Origin of the sequence: Pseudomonas quercus, assembly GCF_012033695.1 — a bacterium.
In the GTDB taxonomy this organism is placed as follows: domain Bacteria; phylum Pseudomonadota; class Gammaproteobacteria; order Pseudomonadales; family Pseudomonadaceae; genus Aquipseudomonas; species Aquipseudomonas quercus.
In genome coordinates, this window is the sequence record NZ_JAAVJI010000008.1 from 173573 (window position 1) to 190875 (window position 17303).

At 62.0% G+C, this 17303-nt stretch carries 17 protein-coding genes; 6 read left to right on the forward strand and 11 right to left on the reverse strand.

From position 1 onward, the window contains the following. Positions 1 to 42 precede the first annotated feature (42 nt). The 10 genes from gloA to HBH25_RS14650 all read right to left on the reverse strand — a co-directional run bounded on the left by gloA (position 43) and on the right by HBH25_RS14650 (position 10603). Positions 43 to 573, reverse strand: coding sequence for a lactoylglutathione lyase (gene gloA / locus HBH25_RS14605; RefSeq protein WP_168084644.1), 531 nt, complete (start codon positions 571 to 573; stop codon positions 43 to 45). A 183-nt stretch (positions 574 to 756) separates the two neighbouring features. Next, on the reverse strand, positions 757 to 1128 hold the full coding sequence (locus HBH25_RS14610; RefSeq protein ID WP_168084645.1) for a histone-like nucleoid-structuring protein, MvaT/MvaU family: 372 nt from the start codon (positions 1126 to 1128) through the stop codon (positions 757 to 759). A 105-nt stretch (positions 1129 to 1233) separates the two neighbouring features. After that, positions 1234 to 2169, reverse strand: a complete 936-nt coding sequence (locus HBH25_RS14615) for a carbohydrate kinase family protein (RefSeq protein WP_168084646.1) — start codon at positions 2167 to 2169, stop codon at positions 1234 to 1236. 12 nt (positions 2170 to 2181) lie between these two features. Next, positions 2182 to 3651 carry a xylulokinase gene (gene xylB / locus HBH25_RS14620; protein WP_168084647.1) on the reverse strand — a complete coding sequence of 490 codons (1470 nt, stop codon included), beginning with the start codon at positions 3649 to 3651 and terminating at the stop codon, positions 2182 to 2184. An 11-nt stretch (positions 3652 to 3662) separates the two neighbouring features. Further along, positions 3663 to 5150: a mannitol dehydrogenase family protein gene (locus tag HBH25_RS14625; RefSeq protein WP_420708506.1), complete on the reverse strand. Its 1488-nt coding sequence runs from the start codon at positions 5148 to 5150 to the stop codon at positions 3663 to 3665. A gap of 29 nt (positions 5151 to 5179) precedes the next feature. Then, entirely contained in the window at positions 5180 to 6283 is a 1104-nt protein-coding gene (locus tag HBH25_RS14630) for an ABC transporter ATP-binding protein (RefSeq protein WP_168084649.1), read from the reverse strand. Positions 6284 to 6299: 16 nt separating this feature from the next. Continuing rightward, complete coding sequence (locus HBH25_RS14635) at positions 6300 to 7133, reverse strand: carbohydrate ABC transporter permease (RefSeq protein WP_168084650.1); 834 nt, start codon at positions 7131 to 7133, stop codon at positions 6300 to 6302. 10 nt (positions 7134 to 7143) lie between these two features. Next, on the reverse strand, positions 7144 to 8070 hold the full coding sequence (locus HBH25_RS14640; RefSeq protein ID WP_168084651.1) for a carbohydrate ABC transporter permease: 927 nt from the start codon (positions 8068 to 8070) through the stop codon (positions 7144 to 7146). A 93-nt stretch (positions 8071 to 8163) separates the two neighbouring features. Beyond that, on the reverse strand, positions 8164 to 9468 hold the full coding sequence (locus HBH25_RS14645) for an ABC transporter substrate-binding protein (protein WP_168084652.1): 1305 nt from the start codon (positions 9466 to 9468) through the stop codon (positions 8164 to 8166). Positions 9469 to 9697: 229 nt separating this feature from the next. Further along, entirely contained in the window at positions 9698 to 10603 is a 906-nt protein-coding gene (locus HBH25_RS14650; protein ID WP_168084653.1) for a LysR substrate-binding domain-containing protein, read from the reverse strand. Between the two features lie 182 nt (positions 10604 to 10785). Between HBH25_RS14650 and HBH25_RS14655 the strand changes: the two genes are divergently transcribed. From HBH25_RS14655 to HBH25_RS14680, 6 genes are all read left to right on the forward strand, one after another. Next, the gene (locus tag HBH25_RS14655) at positions 10786 to 11631 is read left to right on the forward strand and encodes a transporter substrate-binding domain-containing protein (protein ID WP_168084654.1); all 846 of its coding nucleotides are present in this window, start codon (positions 10786 to 10788) and stop codon (positions 11629 to 11631) included. 9 nt (positions 11632 to 11640) lie between these two features. Next, positions 11641 to 12303 (forward strand): amino acid ABC transporter permease, encoded by a 663-nt coding sequence (locus tag HBH25_RS14660; RefSeq protein WP_168084655.1) that lies wholly within the window; start codon positions 11641 to 11643, stop codon positions 12301 to 12303. A gap of 7 nt (positions 12304 to 12310) precedes the next feature. Then, positions 12311 to 12991 carry an amino acid ABC transporter permease gene (locus HBH25_RS14665; protein ID WP_168084656.1) on the forward strand — a complete coding sequence of 227 codons (681 nt, stop codon included), beginning with the start codon at positions 12311 to 12313 and terminating at the stop codon, positions 12989 to 12991. Between the two features lie 2 nt (positions 12992 to 12993). Further along, positions 12994 to 14493 (forward strand): argininosuccinate lyase, encoded by a 1500-nt coding sequence (gene argH / locus HBH25_RS14670; RefSeq protein ID WP_168084657.1) that lies wholly within the window; start codon positions 12994 to 12996, stop codon positions 14491 to 14493. Continuing rightward, the gene (locus HBH25_RS14675; protein ID WP_281361145.1) at positions 14490 to 15227 is read left to right on the forward strand and encodes an amino acid ABC transporter ATP-binding protein; all 738 of its coding nucleotides are present in this window, start codon (positions 14490 to 14492) and stop codon (positions 15225 to 15227) included. The genes argH and HBH25_RS14675 overlap by 4 nt, the downstream gene beginning before the upstream one ends. A 123-nt stretch (positions 15228 to 15350) precedes the next feature. Next, positions 15351 to 16250, forward strand: a complete 900-nt coding sequence (locus tag HBH25_RS14680; RefSeq protein WP_168084658.1) for a DMT family transporter — start codon at positions 15351 to 15353, stop codon at positions 16248 to 16250. On the opposite strand, the gene HBH25_RS14685 is transcribed toward HBH25_RS14680, so the two are convergent. After that, on the reverse strand, positions 16247 to 17269 hold the full coding sequence (locus HBH25_RS14685; protein ID WP_168084659.1) for an EthD domain-containing protein: 1023 nt from the start codon (positions 17267 to 17269) through the stop codon (positions 16247 to 16249). The genes HBH25_RS14680 and HBH25_RS14685 overlap by 4 nt on opposite strands. Between the last annotated feature and the right edge of the window lie 34 nt (positions 17270 to 17303).

Genomic DNA, 17303 nt, shown 5'->3' on the forward strand with positions numbered 1-17303 from the left:
ACATTTCGTACACAGCTAAGGCGCAGCCCCGCTGCTCGCGCCTTACTCGCCTGTCAGCGGCGTGGGTTGAATGATTTCGACCCAGTACTGGTCCGGGTCTTTGATAAAGGCAATGCTTTTCATACGGCCATCGGCCAAGCGCTTCTGGAAATCAACACCCAGTTTCTCGAAGCGTTCGCAGGCGGCATGAATGTCTGGCACTGACACGCAGATATGGCCAAAGCCACGTGGGTCAGTGTTGCCATTGTGATAAACGACGCTGTCGTCTGTTTCACTGCCGTGGTTGTGGGTTAGTTCAAGTACGCCCGGAATGGATTTCATCCAGCGGTTACGTTCAGCGTCATCGGCTGGAATGCTGTTGCGATCTACCAAAGCCAGGAAATACAGGCTGAACTGTGCCTCCGGGAAATCTCTTTTCTCAACCAGGCTAAAACCCAATACGCGCGTATAGAAATCCAAGGATTTCGAAATGTCTTTTACACGAAGCATGGTGTGGTTGAACACGAAACCTGCTGTAGCGGTGTCCCGCTGAGCGGTGACGCCCGCAACGGTATCCAGGTCATTAAGGCTCATGATGTTCTCCTGCGTAGGTAAGGCATGTGAAGCGGGGGCATAAACGCAGGGAGGACACTCCTGACAGGGCACCAGAAGCGTAAAAATAAGAAGCCCGCCGAAGCGGGCATATGGGGCGCTGTTCCTTCAGCGACCTTGATCCTGCGCGTATGCGTGTGAAAAAAGCGTGAAGCCCTGTACCGTTTAGCGGCGAACCCAACCTTCGACGGTTTCTGCGCCGTATTGATCCTTCCAGGCGCGCAGGCCGCGGTGGTTGCCACCCTTGGTTTCGATCAGTTCACCGGTTTCCGGGTTTTCGTACACCTTGACCACGCGGGCGCGGCGGGTCTTGGGTGCCGGCGCAGCGCTAGCCGCACGGGGTGCGGAGGCGCCAGTAGGGTCCAGCAGGCTTTTGATATCGCGAAGGCTCTTGTCGTATTCCTTCATCAACCCCAACAGTTTCTGTTCGAACTCGATTTCGCGCTTGAGCGAGGTATCGTTTTTCATTACTTCAAGCTGGGCGAGTTGTTCTTGCAGCGCTTTTTCGGCAGCGCGGAATTCGGCGAGTCTGGACATGGGTAGGGCTCCGGCTAATGAACTCAGTAGCCGGAGAATAGAGGTTGAAATGAATTAAGTAAATATCCTACTGCGGGATTTACTTGAACTGTAGCTGTAAACTTTTTACATTTCCGAGCGTCGCGGCAAGTCAGGCCCTGTTCGAGAACAAGTAATAGCGGCGGCCTTGCAGGCGAACCGAAGCAGGGTTTCGAGGTCTTCGGGGTTCAATGCGCGCAACTTCCCAGGCGTGACCGCATCGTGATCCGCCAGCCAGGCCAGTAGTGCAGCCTGGAAAGTATCACCGGCGCCTACAGTGTCGCGGACTTCTACCCGGGGGGCGGCCACGGACAACCGTCCATGTTCCAGGCTAAATACATCGGCGCCATGGCCACCTCGGGTCACAAAGACCAACTCGCAGCCTTCTTTAAGCCAGCCGCGAGCAATATCTTCCAAGGCCACCTGCGGGTATAAGAGTTCAAGGTCCTCGTCGCTGACTTTAATCACATGGGCCAGGGTAGCCATCTCCGCCACCACGGCGCGCCATTGTTTGATATCCGGCGCGGGGTTGAGCCTGACATTAGGGTCATAGCTGATCAGCCGGTGGCTGGCCTCTCGCCGTGCCAGGGCACGCAAGGCAGTGCCTACCGGTTCCACCACAGCCGAAAACGACCCGAAGTGCAAGGCCTTGATCGCGCTGTCCAAGGCCGGCAGGCGGTCGACCTCAAGCGCGCGGTCAGCGCACCCCAGGCCGCGAAACGCATAGGAAGGCAGGCCGTCGCCGGACAAGCTCACCATAGCCAACGTAGTGGGGGCATCGAAATGCTGCAGGTAGCGGCCGTCGACCCCTTCACGGGCCAGCAGGTGCTTGAGGTTGTTGCCCAGAGCATCCGTGGACAGGCCGGCGAGCAGTGCTACCGGCGTATTCAGGCGCGCCAGCCCGATGGCCACGTTGTAGGGGGAACCCCCGGCCACGGCGGTGTAGTCAAGGCTTGCCTGGGGCTCGCCCAGGCGAGTGTTGCAGAAAAAATCGTACAGGGCTTCGCCGCAAACGAGAAACATGTAGGCCTCGGGTCAAAGAGAGAGAATATGGTGCCGGTACCGTTCATACACCGCCTGATACGCCTGAACGCGGTGAGGGTCGGGTTGGCAAAGGGTACCTGGATCGACCTGTACACAGCGCTCAGACAATGCCTGCAAATCACCATGCTCGCCCACGCACCAGGCCGCCTGAAGCGCCGCCCCAAGGGCTGCCGCTTCAGGCTCCACGGTGCAGACCACTGGTGTGGCCATGATATCGGCCACCAACTGCCGCCACACCGGGCTTTTGGCACCGCCCCCCACCAGGCGGATGGCCGTGCTGTGCATGCCTGCACTGCGCAGCAGGTCCAGGCCGTAGCGCAGGCCGAACGTGGTGCCTTCCACTGCCGCACGGCACAGGTTCGCCGCGTTCAGGTTGCTCGCCGTCAATCCCAGCACCGACCCTGTAGCCAGGGGCAGGGGGGGCACCCGCTCCCCGTTCAGGAAAGGCAGCATCATCACCCCGTCTGCGCCGATAGGCGAGGCGGCCACTGCCTGGTTGAAGGCCGCCAGGTCCAGGCCAAACAGGCCGCGGACGGCACTGGTCACGTTGGTCAGGTTCATGGTGCAGATCAAGGGTAGCCAGCCACCGGAGGACGAGCAGAAGGTGGCCACGGCAGGCTCGTCACACACCACTGGGGTGGGCGTGAAGCCATAGACGGTGCCGCTGGAGCCCAGGCTCATGGTGAACAGGCCGGGCTCGATGTTCCCGGTGCCCAAGGCCCCCATCATGTTGTCCCCACCCCCACTGGCCACCACCGCCGTGGGGCTGATACCCAGCACTGCCGCCACGTTGGGCAGCACTGTGCCAATGGTTTCGTTGGGCTGTACCAGCCTGGGCAAGGCCTGTCGCAACCGGCCACTGGGGTCGATCTGGTCCAGCAAGGCGTAGTCCCATTGCCGCTGGCGCACATCGAAGTACCCTGTGCCTGACGCATCGCCGTACTCGGCGCAGCGCTGGCCGGTCAACCAGAAGTTGAGGTAGTCATGGGGCAGCAGAATGCTATGAACTTGCTCGAATACTTCGGGGAACTGCTCTTGGGTCCACAGCAGCTTGGACACTGTGTAGCCCGGCGCAATGGCCAGCCCCAGCCGTTCCATGGACCCCTGTGTACCGCCCAGCGTCGCCAGCAGGCGGTCATTCTCTGGCGCGGTTTCAGTGTCACACCACAGTTTGGCGGGGCGCAGCACCTGCCCCTCGGCGCCCAGCAGCACCAGGCCATGCTGTTGGCCAGACACCCCGACACCTTTGACCTGGCTACCGGCGATGCCAGCCTGGGCCAGTGCCGCGCGACTGGCCGCGATCAGGGCGTCCACCCACTGCGCCGGGTCCTGCTCCCGGCGCCCGTTGGCTTCACTGACCAGCGTATGCGCTGCCGACCCGCGCCCCCGTACCTGGCCTGTGGTTGCATCCAGGATCAGTGCTTTGGTGCCTTGCGTGCCGCAATCGATGCCTAGATACATAAATGCGCTCCCTACACCGTCACCAAGGCCCGCAAGGCACCTTCCACACCAAAGGTGCGTAGCTGCTGCAGTTGCCGTTCAAAGGCTTCAACGAAGGCACGCGATGCCGGGACCTGGGTGCCGAAGATCTCCACTACGCCAAGCAGGCGCTGGGTCAGGCCCTCGTCTTGGGCGACCAGCCCCTGGCAGAACTCGGCACGGGGGTCGGGAATACGGTAGGTGACCTTGTTTTCGTCAACGCCGCGCAGGTAGAGGGCCCAGGCGGCGACCACTAGCGCTGCCCGGTCCAGATCACCGCCCGTGCGAATCAGTTCATTGAGTGTAGGCACGGTGAACTTGGGAAACTTGGACGAGCCGTCCGAGCAGACCCGTTCCAGCTGGTCGGCAATGGCCTGGTTGGAGAAGCGCGCGATCAGGGTGTTCTTGTAGTCCGTAAGGTCGATACCGGGCACCGGCGCCAGTTGAGGCGTGACGTCCAGGTTCATGTAGTCGCGAATGTACTGCACGAACAACGGATCATTCATGGTTTCGTGCACATAGCGGTAGCCGCGCAGGAAACCCAGGTACGTCAGGGCCAGGTGGCTGCCGTTGAGCAGTTTGATTTTCATCTCTTCGTAAGGCGTTACGTCTTCGGTGAACTGTACGCCTACGTCTTCCCAGGCCGGGCGCCCGTCGCAGAAGTTGTCTTCCAGCACCCATTGCACAAAGGGCTCGCACACCACCGGCCAGGCATCGTCGATGCCGCGCTTGTCCAGCAGTTGCTGGCGATGGGCAGCACTGGTCATGGGCGTAATGCGGTCCACCATGGCATTGGGGAAGGCTACCTGAGCGTCGATCCACTGGGCCAGGCCTTCACCATAGGCATCACCGGCCAGGGTGGCGAAGGCCATCAGGGCCTTGCGCGCCACCTGCCCATTGTGGGGCAGGTTATCGCAGCTCATCACAGTGAAGGGCCGAATGCCGGCCTGACGGCGCCGTTGCAGGGCGGCACACAGGAAGCCAAACACGGTCTTAGGGGCCGTGGGGTTGGCCAGGTCATGCTGCACCAGGGGCAGGTGGGCCATGAACTCCCCGGTGCTGTCATCGATGCAGTAACCCCCTTCGGTAATGGTGAGGGAGACAATACGAATATCAGGGCTGGCCAGCTTTTCAAGCAGCGCCTCAGGGGATTCCTCGGCGAGCAGCATGTCCCGCAGCGACCCGATTACCCGGGTCTCGGTATCATCGGTGTCGCCCAGCTCGAACAGGGTGAAGAAGTAGTCCTGGCTCGCCAGGTCGTCACGGGCCTTGCGGTCCTCACTGCGCAGGCCGGCACCACAGATGGCCCAGTCCAGCGCCTTGCCCTGGTTCATCAGGGCGTCGGTGTAATAGGCCTGGTGGGCGCGGTGAAAGCCGCCCACGCCCATGTGCACGATGCCTTGCACCAGCAACTCGGGCTGATAGGAAGGGCGCTTGACGGTATCAGGCAGGTCGTCTAGTGCGTCGAGGCTTAACTTCAAAGGGGTAGTGGTCATGTTGGCTCCGAACGTCAGGCGGCCGCGCGCATAGGGTTTGCCACGGCCAGGCCGTTGGCGTCGAACAGGTGGCAATACTGGGCATCCAGGTGCAAGGCCAGGCGCTGGCCATACTGGCTGCTCATGTCGCCACGGATACGCAGGGTGAGGGCTTCCCCTGCATCGGTGCGCACGTGGCAATAGGTGTCGCTGCCCAGGCGCTCGCTCACATCGGCGGTCACGTTCAAGGTGGTCTGGCCAGGCTGCGCCAGCTCCAAGTGCTCAGGCCGGATGCCCAGGGTCACCACACTCCCTTCGGCCAGGCCAGGGCCCGTGCGCGGTAACGTGATGCGCGTGCCGGCATCCAGCAGCACTTCGCAGCCGTCCTGGAACACCTGGCTAACCTGGCCCTTGAGGAACCCCATCTTCGGCGTGCCCAGAAAGCCGGCCACAAAGAGGTTGGCCGGGTGGTGGTACAGCTCCAGAGGCGAGCCCACTTGTTCCACACGGCCAGCATTGAGCACCACCACCTTGTCAGCCAGGGTCATGGCCTCTACCTGGTCATGGGTGACGTAGATCATGGTGGCCTGCAATTCCTGGTGCAGGCGCGACAGTTCAAGGCGCATCTGCACACGCAGGGCGGCGTCCAGGTTAGACAAGGGCTCGTCGAACAGGAATATCTTGGGGTTGCGCACGATGGCACGGCCAATGGCCACACGCTGGCGCTGGCCACCCGACAATTGCTTGGGCTTGCGCTCCAACAGCGGCTGCAACTCAAGGATGCGGGCCGCTTCGCTGACCTTGCGTTCAACCTCTTGTTTGTCACGGCCCGCCAGGTCCAGGGCGAAAGACAGGTTTTTGCGCACGCTCATATGGGGGTACAGCGCGTAGGTCTGGAACACCATGGCCAGGTCACGCTTGGCCGGGGTCACTTCGGTGATGTCACGGCCGTCCAGTTCAATCTGGCCACTGCTCACGTCTTCCAAGCCAGCGATCAAGCGCAGCAGGGTGGACTTGCCACAGCCCGACGGCCCCACGAACACCACAAACTCCCGATCATGCACATCCAGGTCGATGCCCTTGATGATCTGCAGGTCTTCAAAGCCTTTTTTCAGGTTGCGCACTTTTAACGTCGCCATGAGGGGCTCCTTTTTATTATTTCACCGCGCCAAACGACAGGCCGCGCACAAGTTGTTTCTGGCTGATCCAGCCGAAGATCAGGATGGGGGCGCAAGCGAGGGTCGATACCGCCGACAGCTTGGCCCAGAACAGCCCTTCGGGGCTTGAATAGGAGGCGATCAGGGCCGTGAGCGGTGCCGCCTGGGAGCTGGTGAGGTTCAGGGACCAGAACGCCTCGTTCCAGCACAGAATCAAGGACAGCAGCACCGTAGACGCCAGCCCGCCCTTGCTGATGGGCAGCAGCACGCGGATCATTTCCTGCAACAGCGTTGCGCCGTCCAGGCGTGCCGCTTCCAGGATGTCCTTGGGAATGTCTTTGAAGTAGGTGTACACCATCCACACCACGATCGGCAGGTTCACCAAGGTGTAGATAATGATCAGCCCTAGTTGCGAGTCCAGCAGCCCGGCATTCTTGGCCAACAGGTAGATGGGCATCAGTACACCGACCGGTGGCAGCATCTTGGTGGAGAGCATCCATAGCAAGGTGCGGCGCGTGCGCTTGGTCTCGTAGAACGCCATGGAGTAGGCCGCCGGCACGGCGATCAGCATGCACAGCACCGTGGCGCTGAACGAAATGGCGATGGAGTTCCAGGCGAAGTGCAGGTAGTCGCTACGCTCCTGGATGTGCAGGTAGTTTTCCAGGGTGGGTGTAAAGAACAGTTGGGGCGGCGTCGCAAAGGCATCGATCTCGGTCTTGAAACTGGTCAGCACCATCCAGAAGATCGGGAAGAAGATGATCAGCGCCACCAGCCAGGACAGTGTACCCAGGGCTACGCTTTGCAGCTTTCGGCTTTGTTTGAGGGTCATCATGGTCGTGTCCTCAGCCCTTGTCCGTGAGGTTTTTGCCGATCATTCGTACCAGCACGATGGCCGCCACGTTGGCGATCAGTACGGCAATCAGGCCGCCCGCCGAGGCCATGCCTACGTCGAACTGCACCAGCGCCTGGTTGTAGATCAGGTACGCCAGGTTGGTGGACGCAAAACCAGGGCCGCCGTTGGTGGTGGTAAAGATCTCGGCAAACACCGACAGCAGGAAAATTGTCTCGATCATCACCACCACAGCCACCGGCCGGGCCAGGTGGGGCAGGGTGAGGTGCCAGAAGATCGCCAGGGGGCCGGCGCCATCCAGGCGGGCCGCTTCCTTCTGTTCCTGGTCCAGGGACTGCATGGCGGTCATCAGAATAAGAATGGCGAATGGCAGCCACTGCCAGGCCACGATGATGATGATCGACAGAAGCGGGTAGTTGGCCAGCCAGTCCACCGGCTCGGCGCCAAAGAACTTCCACAGGGCGGCGAGCACCCCCGAGACCGGGTGGAAGATCAGGTTCTTGAACACCAGCGCGCCCACGGTGGGCATGATGAAGAACGGCGAGATCAGCAGCACCCGTACCACGCCACGGCCAAAGAACTCGCTGGCTTCCAGCAGGGCCGCGATCAGTACACCGCCCACTACGCTGATCAGCAGCACACTGCCCACCAGCAGCACCGTGTTCCAGGCGCCTGGCAAAAAGCCCGTGTCGGTCAGGAAATAGGTAAAGTTTTCCAGGCCGACGAAAGCGTTTTCACCTGGGTACAGCAGGTTGTAGCGGATCAGGGAAAAGTACAGGGTCATGGCCAGGGGCACGATCATCCACAGCAACAGCAGGATGACCGAGGGGCTGACCAGGAACCAGCCGGGGTTGCGGAACAGCCGCCGGTTGGGCTGGCGAGCAGCCGCCGCCTCGGCGTTAAGCGTGGAAACAGTCATGGGTGATTACCTCGGTTGCCAACGAGGGCCAGGCCGGCCCTCGCATAAGGCGGTATTACCTGAAAGCGCTACCTACAGACCTTATGGGCAACGTTACTTGGGGTAGCCCGCACGTTTCATGTCGCGCTCGGTGCTCGCCTGTGCAGCGGCGAGGGCCTGGTCCACGGTGGTCTGCCCGGTGAGGGCACCGGAGAAGATCTTGCCCACCGCCGTACCGGTGGCCTGGAACTCTGGAATGGTGACCAGTTGGATGCCCACATAAGGCTTGTCTGCCGAGGCAGCCGGGTCGGCCATTTTCAACGATTCCAAAGTAACCTTGGCGAAAGGCGCCGCCTTCATGTAAGCGTCGCTATAGGTCGAAGCGCGGGTCCCTGGCGGCACGTTGGCGATACCGTCTTTATCCGCCACCAGCTTGGCGTAATCGGCGGACGTGGCCCACATGGCGAAGGTTTTGGCCGCTTCCTGCTTCTTGGAGCTGGCCGGAATGGCCAAGGCCCAGGAGTAGAGCCAGGAGGTGCCTTTTTCGGTGCGCTGGTGCGGGGCAAAGGTGAAGCCCACGCTGTCGGTGACCTTGCTCTGGGCCTTGTCGGTCACGAAGGAGCCCGCCACGCTGGCGTCCACCCAGATGGCGCACTTGCCGCTGTTGAACAAGGCAAGGTTTTCATTGAAGCCGTTGCTGGACGCGCCAGGCGGGCCGGACTGCTTCATGTTGGTCACATAGAAGTTCAGCGCGTCCTTCCAGGCCGGCGTGTTGAACTGAGGTGCCCACTGGGCGTTGAACCAGGTGCCGCCGTAGCCGTTGGCCAACGTGGTGATCAGCGCGATGTTCTCGCCCCACCCAGGCTTGCCCCGCAGGCACAGGCCGTACTGGTCTTTGCTCTTGTCCGTCAGCTTGCTGGCGAATTCGCTGATCTGGTCCCAGGTGGGCTTTTCCGGCATGGTCAGGCCAGCGGCCTTGAACAGGTCGGTGCGGTAATAGGTGATGGAGCTTTCGGCATAGAAGGGCAGCGCGTACAGCTGCCCATTGACCGACAAACCTTCACGTACGGAAGGGAACACGTCGTCGAGCTTGTAATCGGCGGGCAGGTCTTTCATGGGCGCTAGCCAGTTCTTGGCACCCCACAGTGACGCTTCGTACATGCCGATGGTGAGCACGTCGAACTGCCCACCCTGGGTGGCGATGTCGGTGGTGAGGCGCTGGCGCAGTACGTTTTCTTCCAACACCACCCAGTTCAGCTTGATATCCGGGTGCTGTTCTTCAAACGTTTTGGACAAGCGCTGCATGCGAATCATGTCGCTGTTGTTGACCGTGGCAATGGTCAAGGTGTCTGCGGCCATGGCGGGCCCGACCAGGGCAAGGCAACAGGTGGCGATCAAGGCGTGTGCCGACGTGCGCATCGTGCTCTCCTCAAGGCCTGGGCAGTTGCCTGGGCCGGATATTGTTTTTTTTGTCCGCAAGGAAGCGGGGGCGTTTTGCCTGGGTCGATTACACCCCCAGGCGCCGCCTGTCACAACGCCGCGAGCACACCAGGACTGATACTTTTTTGCAGTAGTGCCCAGTGGCTTGGGTGGCTTCCTGCCTCACAGTAAAGCCGGTTCTGGTGCAAGTGGGGCCAGCACACCGCTTTTATTCGCGCCAGGGCTGCGTGACCGCCTGCATCATCTGCGTGACCAATGCGCAAAAGCGTGTGCTGAGCAGGCTCTGGGGCCGGTCGGCCGGGAGTAGCAGGTAAGTGGTGAAACGGACCTGCGGTGTGAACGGGCGCGCTTGCAGGCCGATATGCCCATATTCGCCTGCTACCAGCGGGCTGACGATGCTGACGCCCAACCCCAGGCCAACCATCGAGCAGATGGTGGCCGCATAGGGGGTTTCCAGGTTCAGGCGGCGATAGCCTTTGGTGTCTGGGAAGGCGCGGTCTACCCGGCTGCGGGAGCCGTCATTGTGCAACAGTGAAATGAATTCCTCCCCTTTCAAGTCGGCCGGCGTCACCTGGTGCAGGGCTTGCAGGCGATGGCCTTCGGGAAAAATGCACACGCCTGGCACGTCGCACAGCACCTGCGCCGTGACCCCAGGTGTCTGTTCAGCCACGTAGGACACCAGCGCCACGTCACAGAACTGGGAGGCCGTCCAGCGGGCGACGGCAGGTGAGTCGTTGGTATGCAAGGAAATCGCAACGCCGGGGTTGTCCTGGCGGAACCGCTGGATCACCCGCGGCAACAGGGTCAGCGTGAGGGAGGGCACCGCCCCGATGCGCAACTGCCCGGTACCCTCGCGGCGAATGGTGTGGGCCGACTCCTCAATGCTGTGCAGCCCCACGAACGCCCGCTCCACATCGGCAAACAGCGCCGCGCCCTCATGGGTAGGCAGTAGCCGTACGCCGGCACGCTCAAACAGTTTGAAGCCACAGGCGCGCTCCAACTGGTTGATCAGGCGGCTGATATTGGGTTGCGAGGTGTGCAACGACTGTGCGGCTGCGGTCATGGAACCGCTGAGCATCACCGCGCGAAACGCCTCTATCTGCTTGAAGTTCATGGCAACCCATATCAAAAGCGTATGGGTTATCACTGTATTGGGATTTGTTGGCATGGGCCAGAGGCTTTATAAACGTGTTCAAGCAGGGCACGACAGAGGCCCGCGGTTTCACTGCCTGTCTGCCGCTATCCCGTGTTGCGCGACCCCATGGTGGGGCGCACTGTCATTTGACCGGAGGCACCATGACGTTTTCCTGTAAAGCACGCGTTACCCAGCCTTTCCTGCTCCTCGTGGCCCTCAGCGCCACTGTTCACGCCCACGCCGCCGACCTGCCTGCTGTGCCTGCAGCCATCACCGAAGCAGGGGTGATTCGCGCTGGCGTACGCTGCGACCAACCCCCTTACGGTTTCCAGGACCAGAAGGGCGACTACGCAGGCGTGGAAGTGGAAATGGCGAGGCAGATCGCGCTCTGGTCCCTGGGCAGCAAAGACAAGGTGACGTTCACCTGCGTGACCGCCGAAAACCGGGTGCCGCAATTGATCGGCCGCAAGGTGGACCTGTTGATCGCCACCTTGGGCGTTACGCCGGAGCGGCAGCGGGTGATCGACTTCACCAAGGCGTATCGCTGGGGTGCCAGCGACGTGCTGGTGAAAAAAGACAGCGCCATCGCCTCCATTGCCGGCCTTAAAGGCAAAACTGTCGCCACCCTAAAGGGCTCTGTGCAAGCCAAGTGGTTCGAAGACCACATGCCCGAGGTGACCACCCTGCGCATGAACAGCGCTGCTGATGCGTTACAGGCGTTCCGCCAGGGCCGGGCCGACGCCTACACCCACGACGCAGCAACGTTGGTAGTCGCGGCGGGCAGCGATGACACGCTGCGGCTGATCGGCGAACCGTTCCAGGTGTCCGACGCGGCCATTGGCGTGCGCAAGAACGATGAGGCCTGGCGCGACTACCTCAGCGCAGCCATTGGCCGCATGCATGACGAAAAGCTGTTCCGCCCCTGGGTGCAGCAGTATGTGCCCGTGGCGATCCAGGGCTATTACCTGAGTGTGTTCGAGCAGGCCAAACCGGCCGAAGCCCTGTAAGGCCTGCCCATGGATTTCGACCTTCACTACCTGCTGGCCCAATGGCCCGCGCTGCTGGGCGGCGTGCTGATGACGCTGCGTGTGTCGCTGCTGGGGATTGTGCTGTCACTGCTCATCGGCATTCTGGGGGGCGCGGTGCGGGTAGCGGCCATTCCTGTGCTGTCTCAGGTGGTCGCCCTGTACGTAGAGCTGATCCGCAACACGCCCATCCTGGTGCAGCTGTTTTTCATCTTCTATGGCTTGCCTGCCATTGGCCTGGAGCTGTCGTTGTTCTGGTCTGGGGTGCTATGCCTGTCTTTGTGGGCGGGGGCTTATCAGGTGGAAAACGTACGAGGGGGGCTGGGCACAGTGAGCCATGGCATGCGCGAAGCGGCGGTGGCCCTGAGCCTGCGCCCTATGCAGTACTACAGCCTGGTGGCGCTGCCCATTGCCTTTCGCACCAGCCTGCCGGCCATGCTCAATACGGCCATTTCACTGCTCAAGAACTCGTCCTACCTCCAGGCCATTGGCCTCGCGGAGCTGACCTTTGTGGCCGTGGACCGCATTGCCACAGATTTCCGGGCCATCGAGATGTTCAGTGCCATCTGTGTGCTCTACCTGGTGCTGGTCGCGCTGCTGTCGCTGGCCACTGGGCGCCTGAGTGCTCATTTGCAACGGCCGTTCAGGCAGTGAGGCGCGTATGGAATTCATGATCGACAACTGGGCCTTCGTGGCCAAGGGCTTGGGGATGACCGTGCGCCTGGCGCTGGTGATCCTGCTGTTCACTACCTTGGTATCGGCGGTCTTTGGGGTGCTGGCCACATTGCCCAGCCGGGGCCTGCGCCTGGTGATCCATGCCTACGTGGAGCTGTTCCGTTCCATCCCGCTGATCGTCAATGTGTTCTTCATCTTTTTCGGCGCGCCCATGCTGGGTGTGGACCTTACGCCTTTCGCGGCCGTGACGACCGGGCTGACGCTGTGGGGTAGCGCCAACGGTATCGAAATTGTGCGTGGCGGGCTGGAATCGGTCGCCCGGCATCAATGGGCAAGCGCCTGGGCCTTGGGGCTAAGGCCTTGGCAGGTATACCTGCATGTGATCGGGCCGCAGTCGATGCGGGCCATTCTGCCGGCCTATACCGGGCTGCTCACCATGCTGGTACAGGCCACCTCCCTAGGTGCGCTGGTGGGTGTGAGCGAATTTCTCAAGGTGGGGCAGGTGATCATCGAGCGCTCGGCCGTGATGACGGGCGCCAGCCCGGCGTTTTCGGTCTACGGCACGGTGTTGCTGGTGTATTTCGTGTTGTGTTCATCGCTGAGCTGGCTCAGCCGTTATCTGGAACGTCGCCTGGGTCGTCCAGCGATGCGCGCTAAAGGGGTATGACCGTGCAGCAATCAAAAGTCAGTCGTCGCTTGAAAGAAACCACGGCCCCGGAGGTGAACGACTACATCTACCGGCCTCGCCTGGAAGGGTTCGCCACCGGGTTTGCGGCACTGGGCGATGTCAACAAGGCCCATGTGGTGATGCTGAGCGAACAAGGCTTGATTCGTCAGGAGCATGCCGCCGTGCTAGCTCGTGGGGTGTTGGCGATGGAGGCGGCCGGGGCGGACCAGGTGCCGCTGGACCCTTCACGTGAAGACGCCTATTTCAATTACGAAGCCCACTTGATCGAGCAGATCGGTGCGGATATCGGTGGGCGCCTGCACACCGGGCGCAGCCGCAATGACATTCTGGCCACCCTCGACCGCCTACGTTGCCGCGATACCCTCTTGGCCTTGATCGACGCATTGTGCGATGTGCGCCAGGCTGCGCTGGACAACGCCATTCGCTTTGCCCAAGTGGTGATGCCGGGGTACACCCACTTGCAACCGGCCCAGCCCGTCACCTATGGCTATTACCTGGCGGCGGTGGAGCAGGCGCTGGCACGGGATACCCAGCGGCTGGCGCAAACACTGCAGGCCATGAACCACAGCCCCCTGGGGGCCGCTGCCTTTGCGGGCACACCCTTTGCTATTGACCGGGCACGCACGGCTGACCTGCTCGGCTTTGACGGTGTGGTGGACAACGCACTGGACGCCGTAGGCTCGCGGGATTTCATTCTCGAAAGCCTGTCCCACCTCAACCTGCTGGCCGTGTTCTGGAGCCGGGTGGCCCAGGATTACTTTGTATGGAGTACTCACGAATTCAGCCTGATCGACTTCCCCGACAGCATCGCCGCTACGTCCAGCATCATGCCCCAAAAGAAAAACCCCACGGTGCTGGAGTACCTCAAGGGCCGCAGCGGCCACATCATGGGGTTGCTGATGGGCGCCTGTGCCACCGTTAAAGGCACCAACTTCTCCCATACCGGGGACGCCAGCCGGGAAGGCACCCGGGGCTTCTGGGAAGCCGCTGAAGAAACCCTTCGCTGCTTGAAGCTCTTCGGGCTCATGCTGCGCACGGCCACACCCAACCAGGCCCTGGCCTTGCGCCGGGCAGGCGAGGACTTTTCCACGGCTACGGGCCTGGCGGACCTGATCGTACGCGAGGCCGACCTGTCCTTCCGTGAGGCCCACCATGTAGTGGGTGCAGCGGTGCGACAGGCCATGGATGCCGGGCTGCCCGCCAGCCGTATCGACAGCGCCATGGTGGACGCCTGTGCCCAGGAACAGCTGGGGCACGCCCTGGGCCTGGACCCCGAGCAGGTACGCCAGAGCCTGGACCCTACCACCAACGTTCAGTCCAGGGCGTCCCAAGGTGGGCCGGCGCTATCGGCTTTAAGCACCTCATTAGCGGCGGCAACCACGCGCTTGAGCCAACAGCGGGCCGACGCCCAGGCCTGGCGAGAACGCCTGGCACGTGCCCGGCAGCATCTGCAAGCGGCCACTGAGCAGGTGGCGCAATGACGCCCATGCTGACCGTGCGCGGCTTGCGCAAGCACTTTGGCGGCCACGAGGTGGTCAAGGGTGTGGACCTGGAAGTGGAAACGGGCGAAGTCGTGGTGATCATCGGGCCAAGCGGTTCGGGAAAATCCACCTTCATCCGGTGCCTGAACAGCCTGGAAGCCCCCTCGGCCGGGCACGTGCTGATCGCAGGCGGGGAGGTGGCGCAGGCCGGGGACCGCAAGGCGCTGGCCAAGCTCCGGGAGGAGGTAGGCATGGTGTTTCAGGACTACACCCTGTTCCCACATATGACCGTGCTGGCCAACGTGATGCTGGCCCCGGTGAAGCTCAAGCGCATGGCCAAGGCACAGGCCAGGGAAACCGCCATGGCCTTACTTGAGCGCGTGGGCTTGGCTCATAAGGCCGAGGACTACCCAGCACAATTGTCCGGTGGCCAGCAACAGCGGGTGGCCATTGTCCGGGCACTGGCCATGAAGCCCAAGCTGCTGCTGTTTGACGAGCCAACCTCCGCACTCGATCCAGAAACCGTCAACGAAGTGCTCGCGGTCATGAAGGGCCTGGCTCAGGAAGGCATGACCATGATCGTAGTCACCCATGAGATGGGGTTTGCGCGGGAAGTGGCCGACCGCGTGCTGTTTTTCGACGAGGGTGTGATTGTTGAGCAGGGCGCGCCGACACAGGTGTTCGGGCAGCCCAGCCACCCTCGTACACAGCGCTTTCTGGCCAATGTGCTGTAGCCGTACCCCTGGGCGGTGTAGCACCACACTGCGTGAAACTCTAGGGTTGAACATCCCGCGCTGGGGTGTATAGGCTGCAGCTCCTTTGGCGTTAAGCCGTCCGCCTACTGCACCGAGGCCTTTGTGACCCCCTTGCAACCTGTACGAAACCCCGCCCTGGGCATGTGGCTGATGGCAGCCGTCGCCTGGATGTTCGCCAGCCATGACGTGCTGTCCAAAACGCTGATCCTCGTGCTGCCCGTGATCTTTGTGGCCTGGGTGCGCTACCTCGTTCATACCGGGCTGGCCACCTTGGCTATCCTGCGCAACCCAGCACCCGGGCGGTTTCGTACACAACGCCCCTGGCTGCACCTGCTGCGAGCCGCCTGCCTGCTGGCGGACAGCCTGACGTTCCTGTTCGGCCTGACCCACGTACCCCTCGCTGAATCCACGGCGCTGGTGTTCCTGGCACCCGCGTTCGTGACCCTGCTCTCGCCCTTGCTGTTTGGGGTGTGTGCCAGCCGTTACCAATGGCTGTCGGTCGCCGTAGGCTTTATCGGCGTGCTGGTGATCATCAACCCGGCCAGTGACGCCTTCTCGCTCTGGATGCTGTTTCCGCTGGCCACCGCATTCTTTTTTGCGCTGTATCAGTTGCTGACCCAGCTGGCTGGGGACACGGACAGCCCACCGGTGTGCAGCTTCTATGTGGGCCTGTTCTGCACCCTGCTGCTGAGCCTGGTGGTGCCCTTTTACTGGGCCTGGCCGACCGCGATTGAGTGGGGCCTGTTGATTGCGCTGGGTGGCATGGGCCTGTGCGCGCACTTTTTACTGGCCAAGTCCTATAGCCACGCTTCATCCGTGGTGCTGGCGCCCCTTGGCTATCTTCAAATCGTGTTCGCAGCCCTGTATGGCGTGGTGCTGTTTGGGGACCGGCCAGGGCTATGGTCGTTGGCGGGGATGGCGCTGGTGTGCGCCAGTGGGCTGGTGGTGTACGCCAAGCGTGCAGGCCCTGCCGTGGCAGCAGGGCCCGAAGCACAGGCCTAGCGGTCCGTCGCCCGCTCCGGCCCAACCCGGTTGATCACCACATAATTGATCGCCGTCCAGAAATGGGAGCGTTCGGCATCGGTGAAGGCCGATTCGGCCGTTTCCAGGTCTGTCCAGTCACGGCTGGCCACGAAGTCCTCGGCGTCGTTGAGGTTGGCGAAGGAAAACACTGAGATTCCGTCGATCTTCGAGCCTTCCGGGTCTTCCTGGGTGGAGCCGAAGGGGTGCAACTGCACATAGCGTTTCACATACGCCTGGGTGGCGGCCTTGCCCATGACCTCGTCTGCCAGCCCGTGCAACCACGTGTCTTGGAACGTCTCCCGGGAAACCCCTGCTTTGCAGAAGTGCAACTTCACCAGGCTCACCGGCTCGCGGTGGGTGGCGCTGGGGATCAGGATGTACTCCCGGGCCAGTTCTCGGGTGACCATACGGAAGGCGGTCTGCTCATCGGCAATGATGCGCTCGGCGTACTGGGCCTGGCTCAGGGTTTTCTCGATGTCGGCCTGTTCGCCATAGGCGATGTAGGCAAAACCATCCCAGTCTGGGCGGTGATAGGCGGGTACGTGGCGCGCCGGTTCAGGCTGGAGTCGCCCGTCTGCGACTGTTTGGGCGCGGTAGGGTGGGCGGAACGCCGAGGAGGGGCCGGAGGCGATCCGGTGCACCTGGTCGTAGCGCACCACCAGGTCGTTGGAGGTGCCGGGCTCTTCATAAGCGAACTTGGGGCCGTGCACCTTGCGCCAGTATTCGTCCCAGTGCTCGAAGGCCAGGTTAAGGTTCGGTTCCAACGCCAGGCGTTGCGGGTGCTGGTCCGGGTTGCGCACTTCCTTGCCGTTTTTATCGACGCCCGACCCGGCGTCGTGGGCACGCTGATGCTCGGGCGTGGCATCCGTGCGGGACACAAAGGTGGGCGTCACAATCAGGGGCGCCGTGCTGGACGGGCGAAGTGCACCCAGGGGCGCGCGTTGCAGCATGTCGGAATCGCGCGGGTCGAGAAATTCGATGTCGGTGTGATCAGTCATGGATGCGCTCACAGAAAGGGCACCTGAGCAGCGT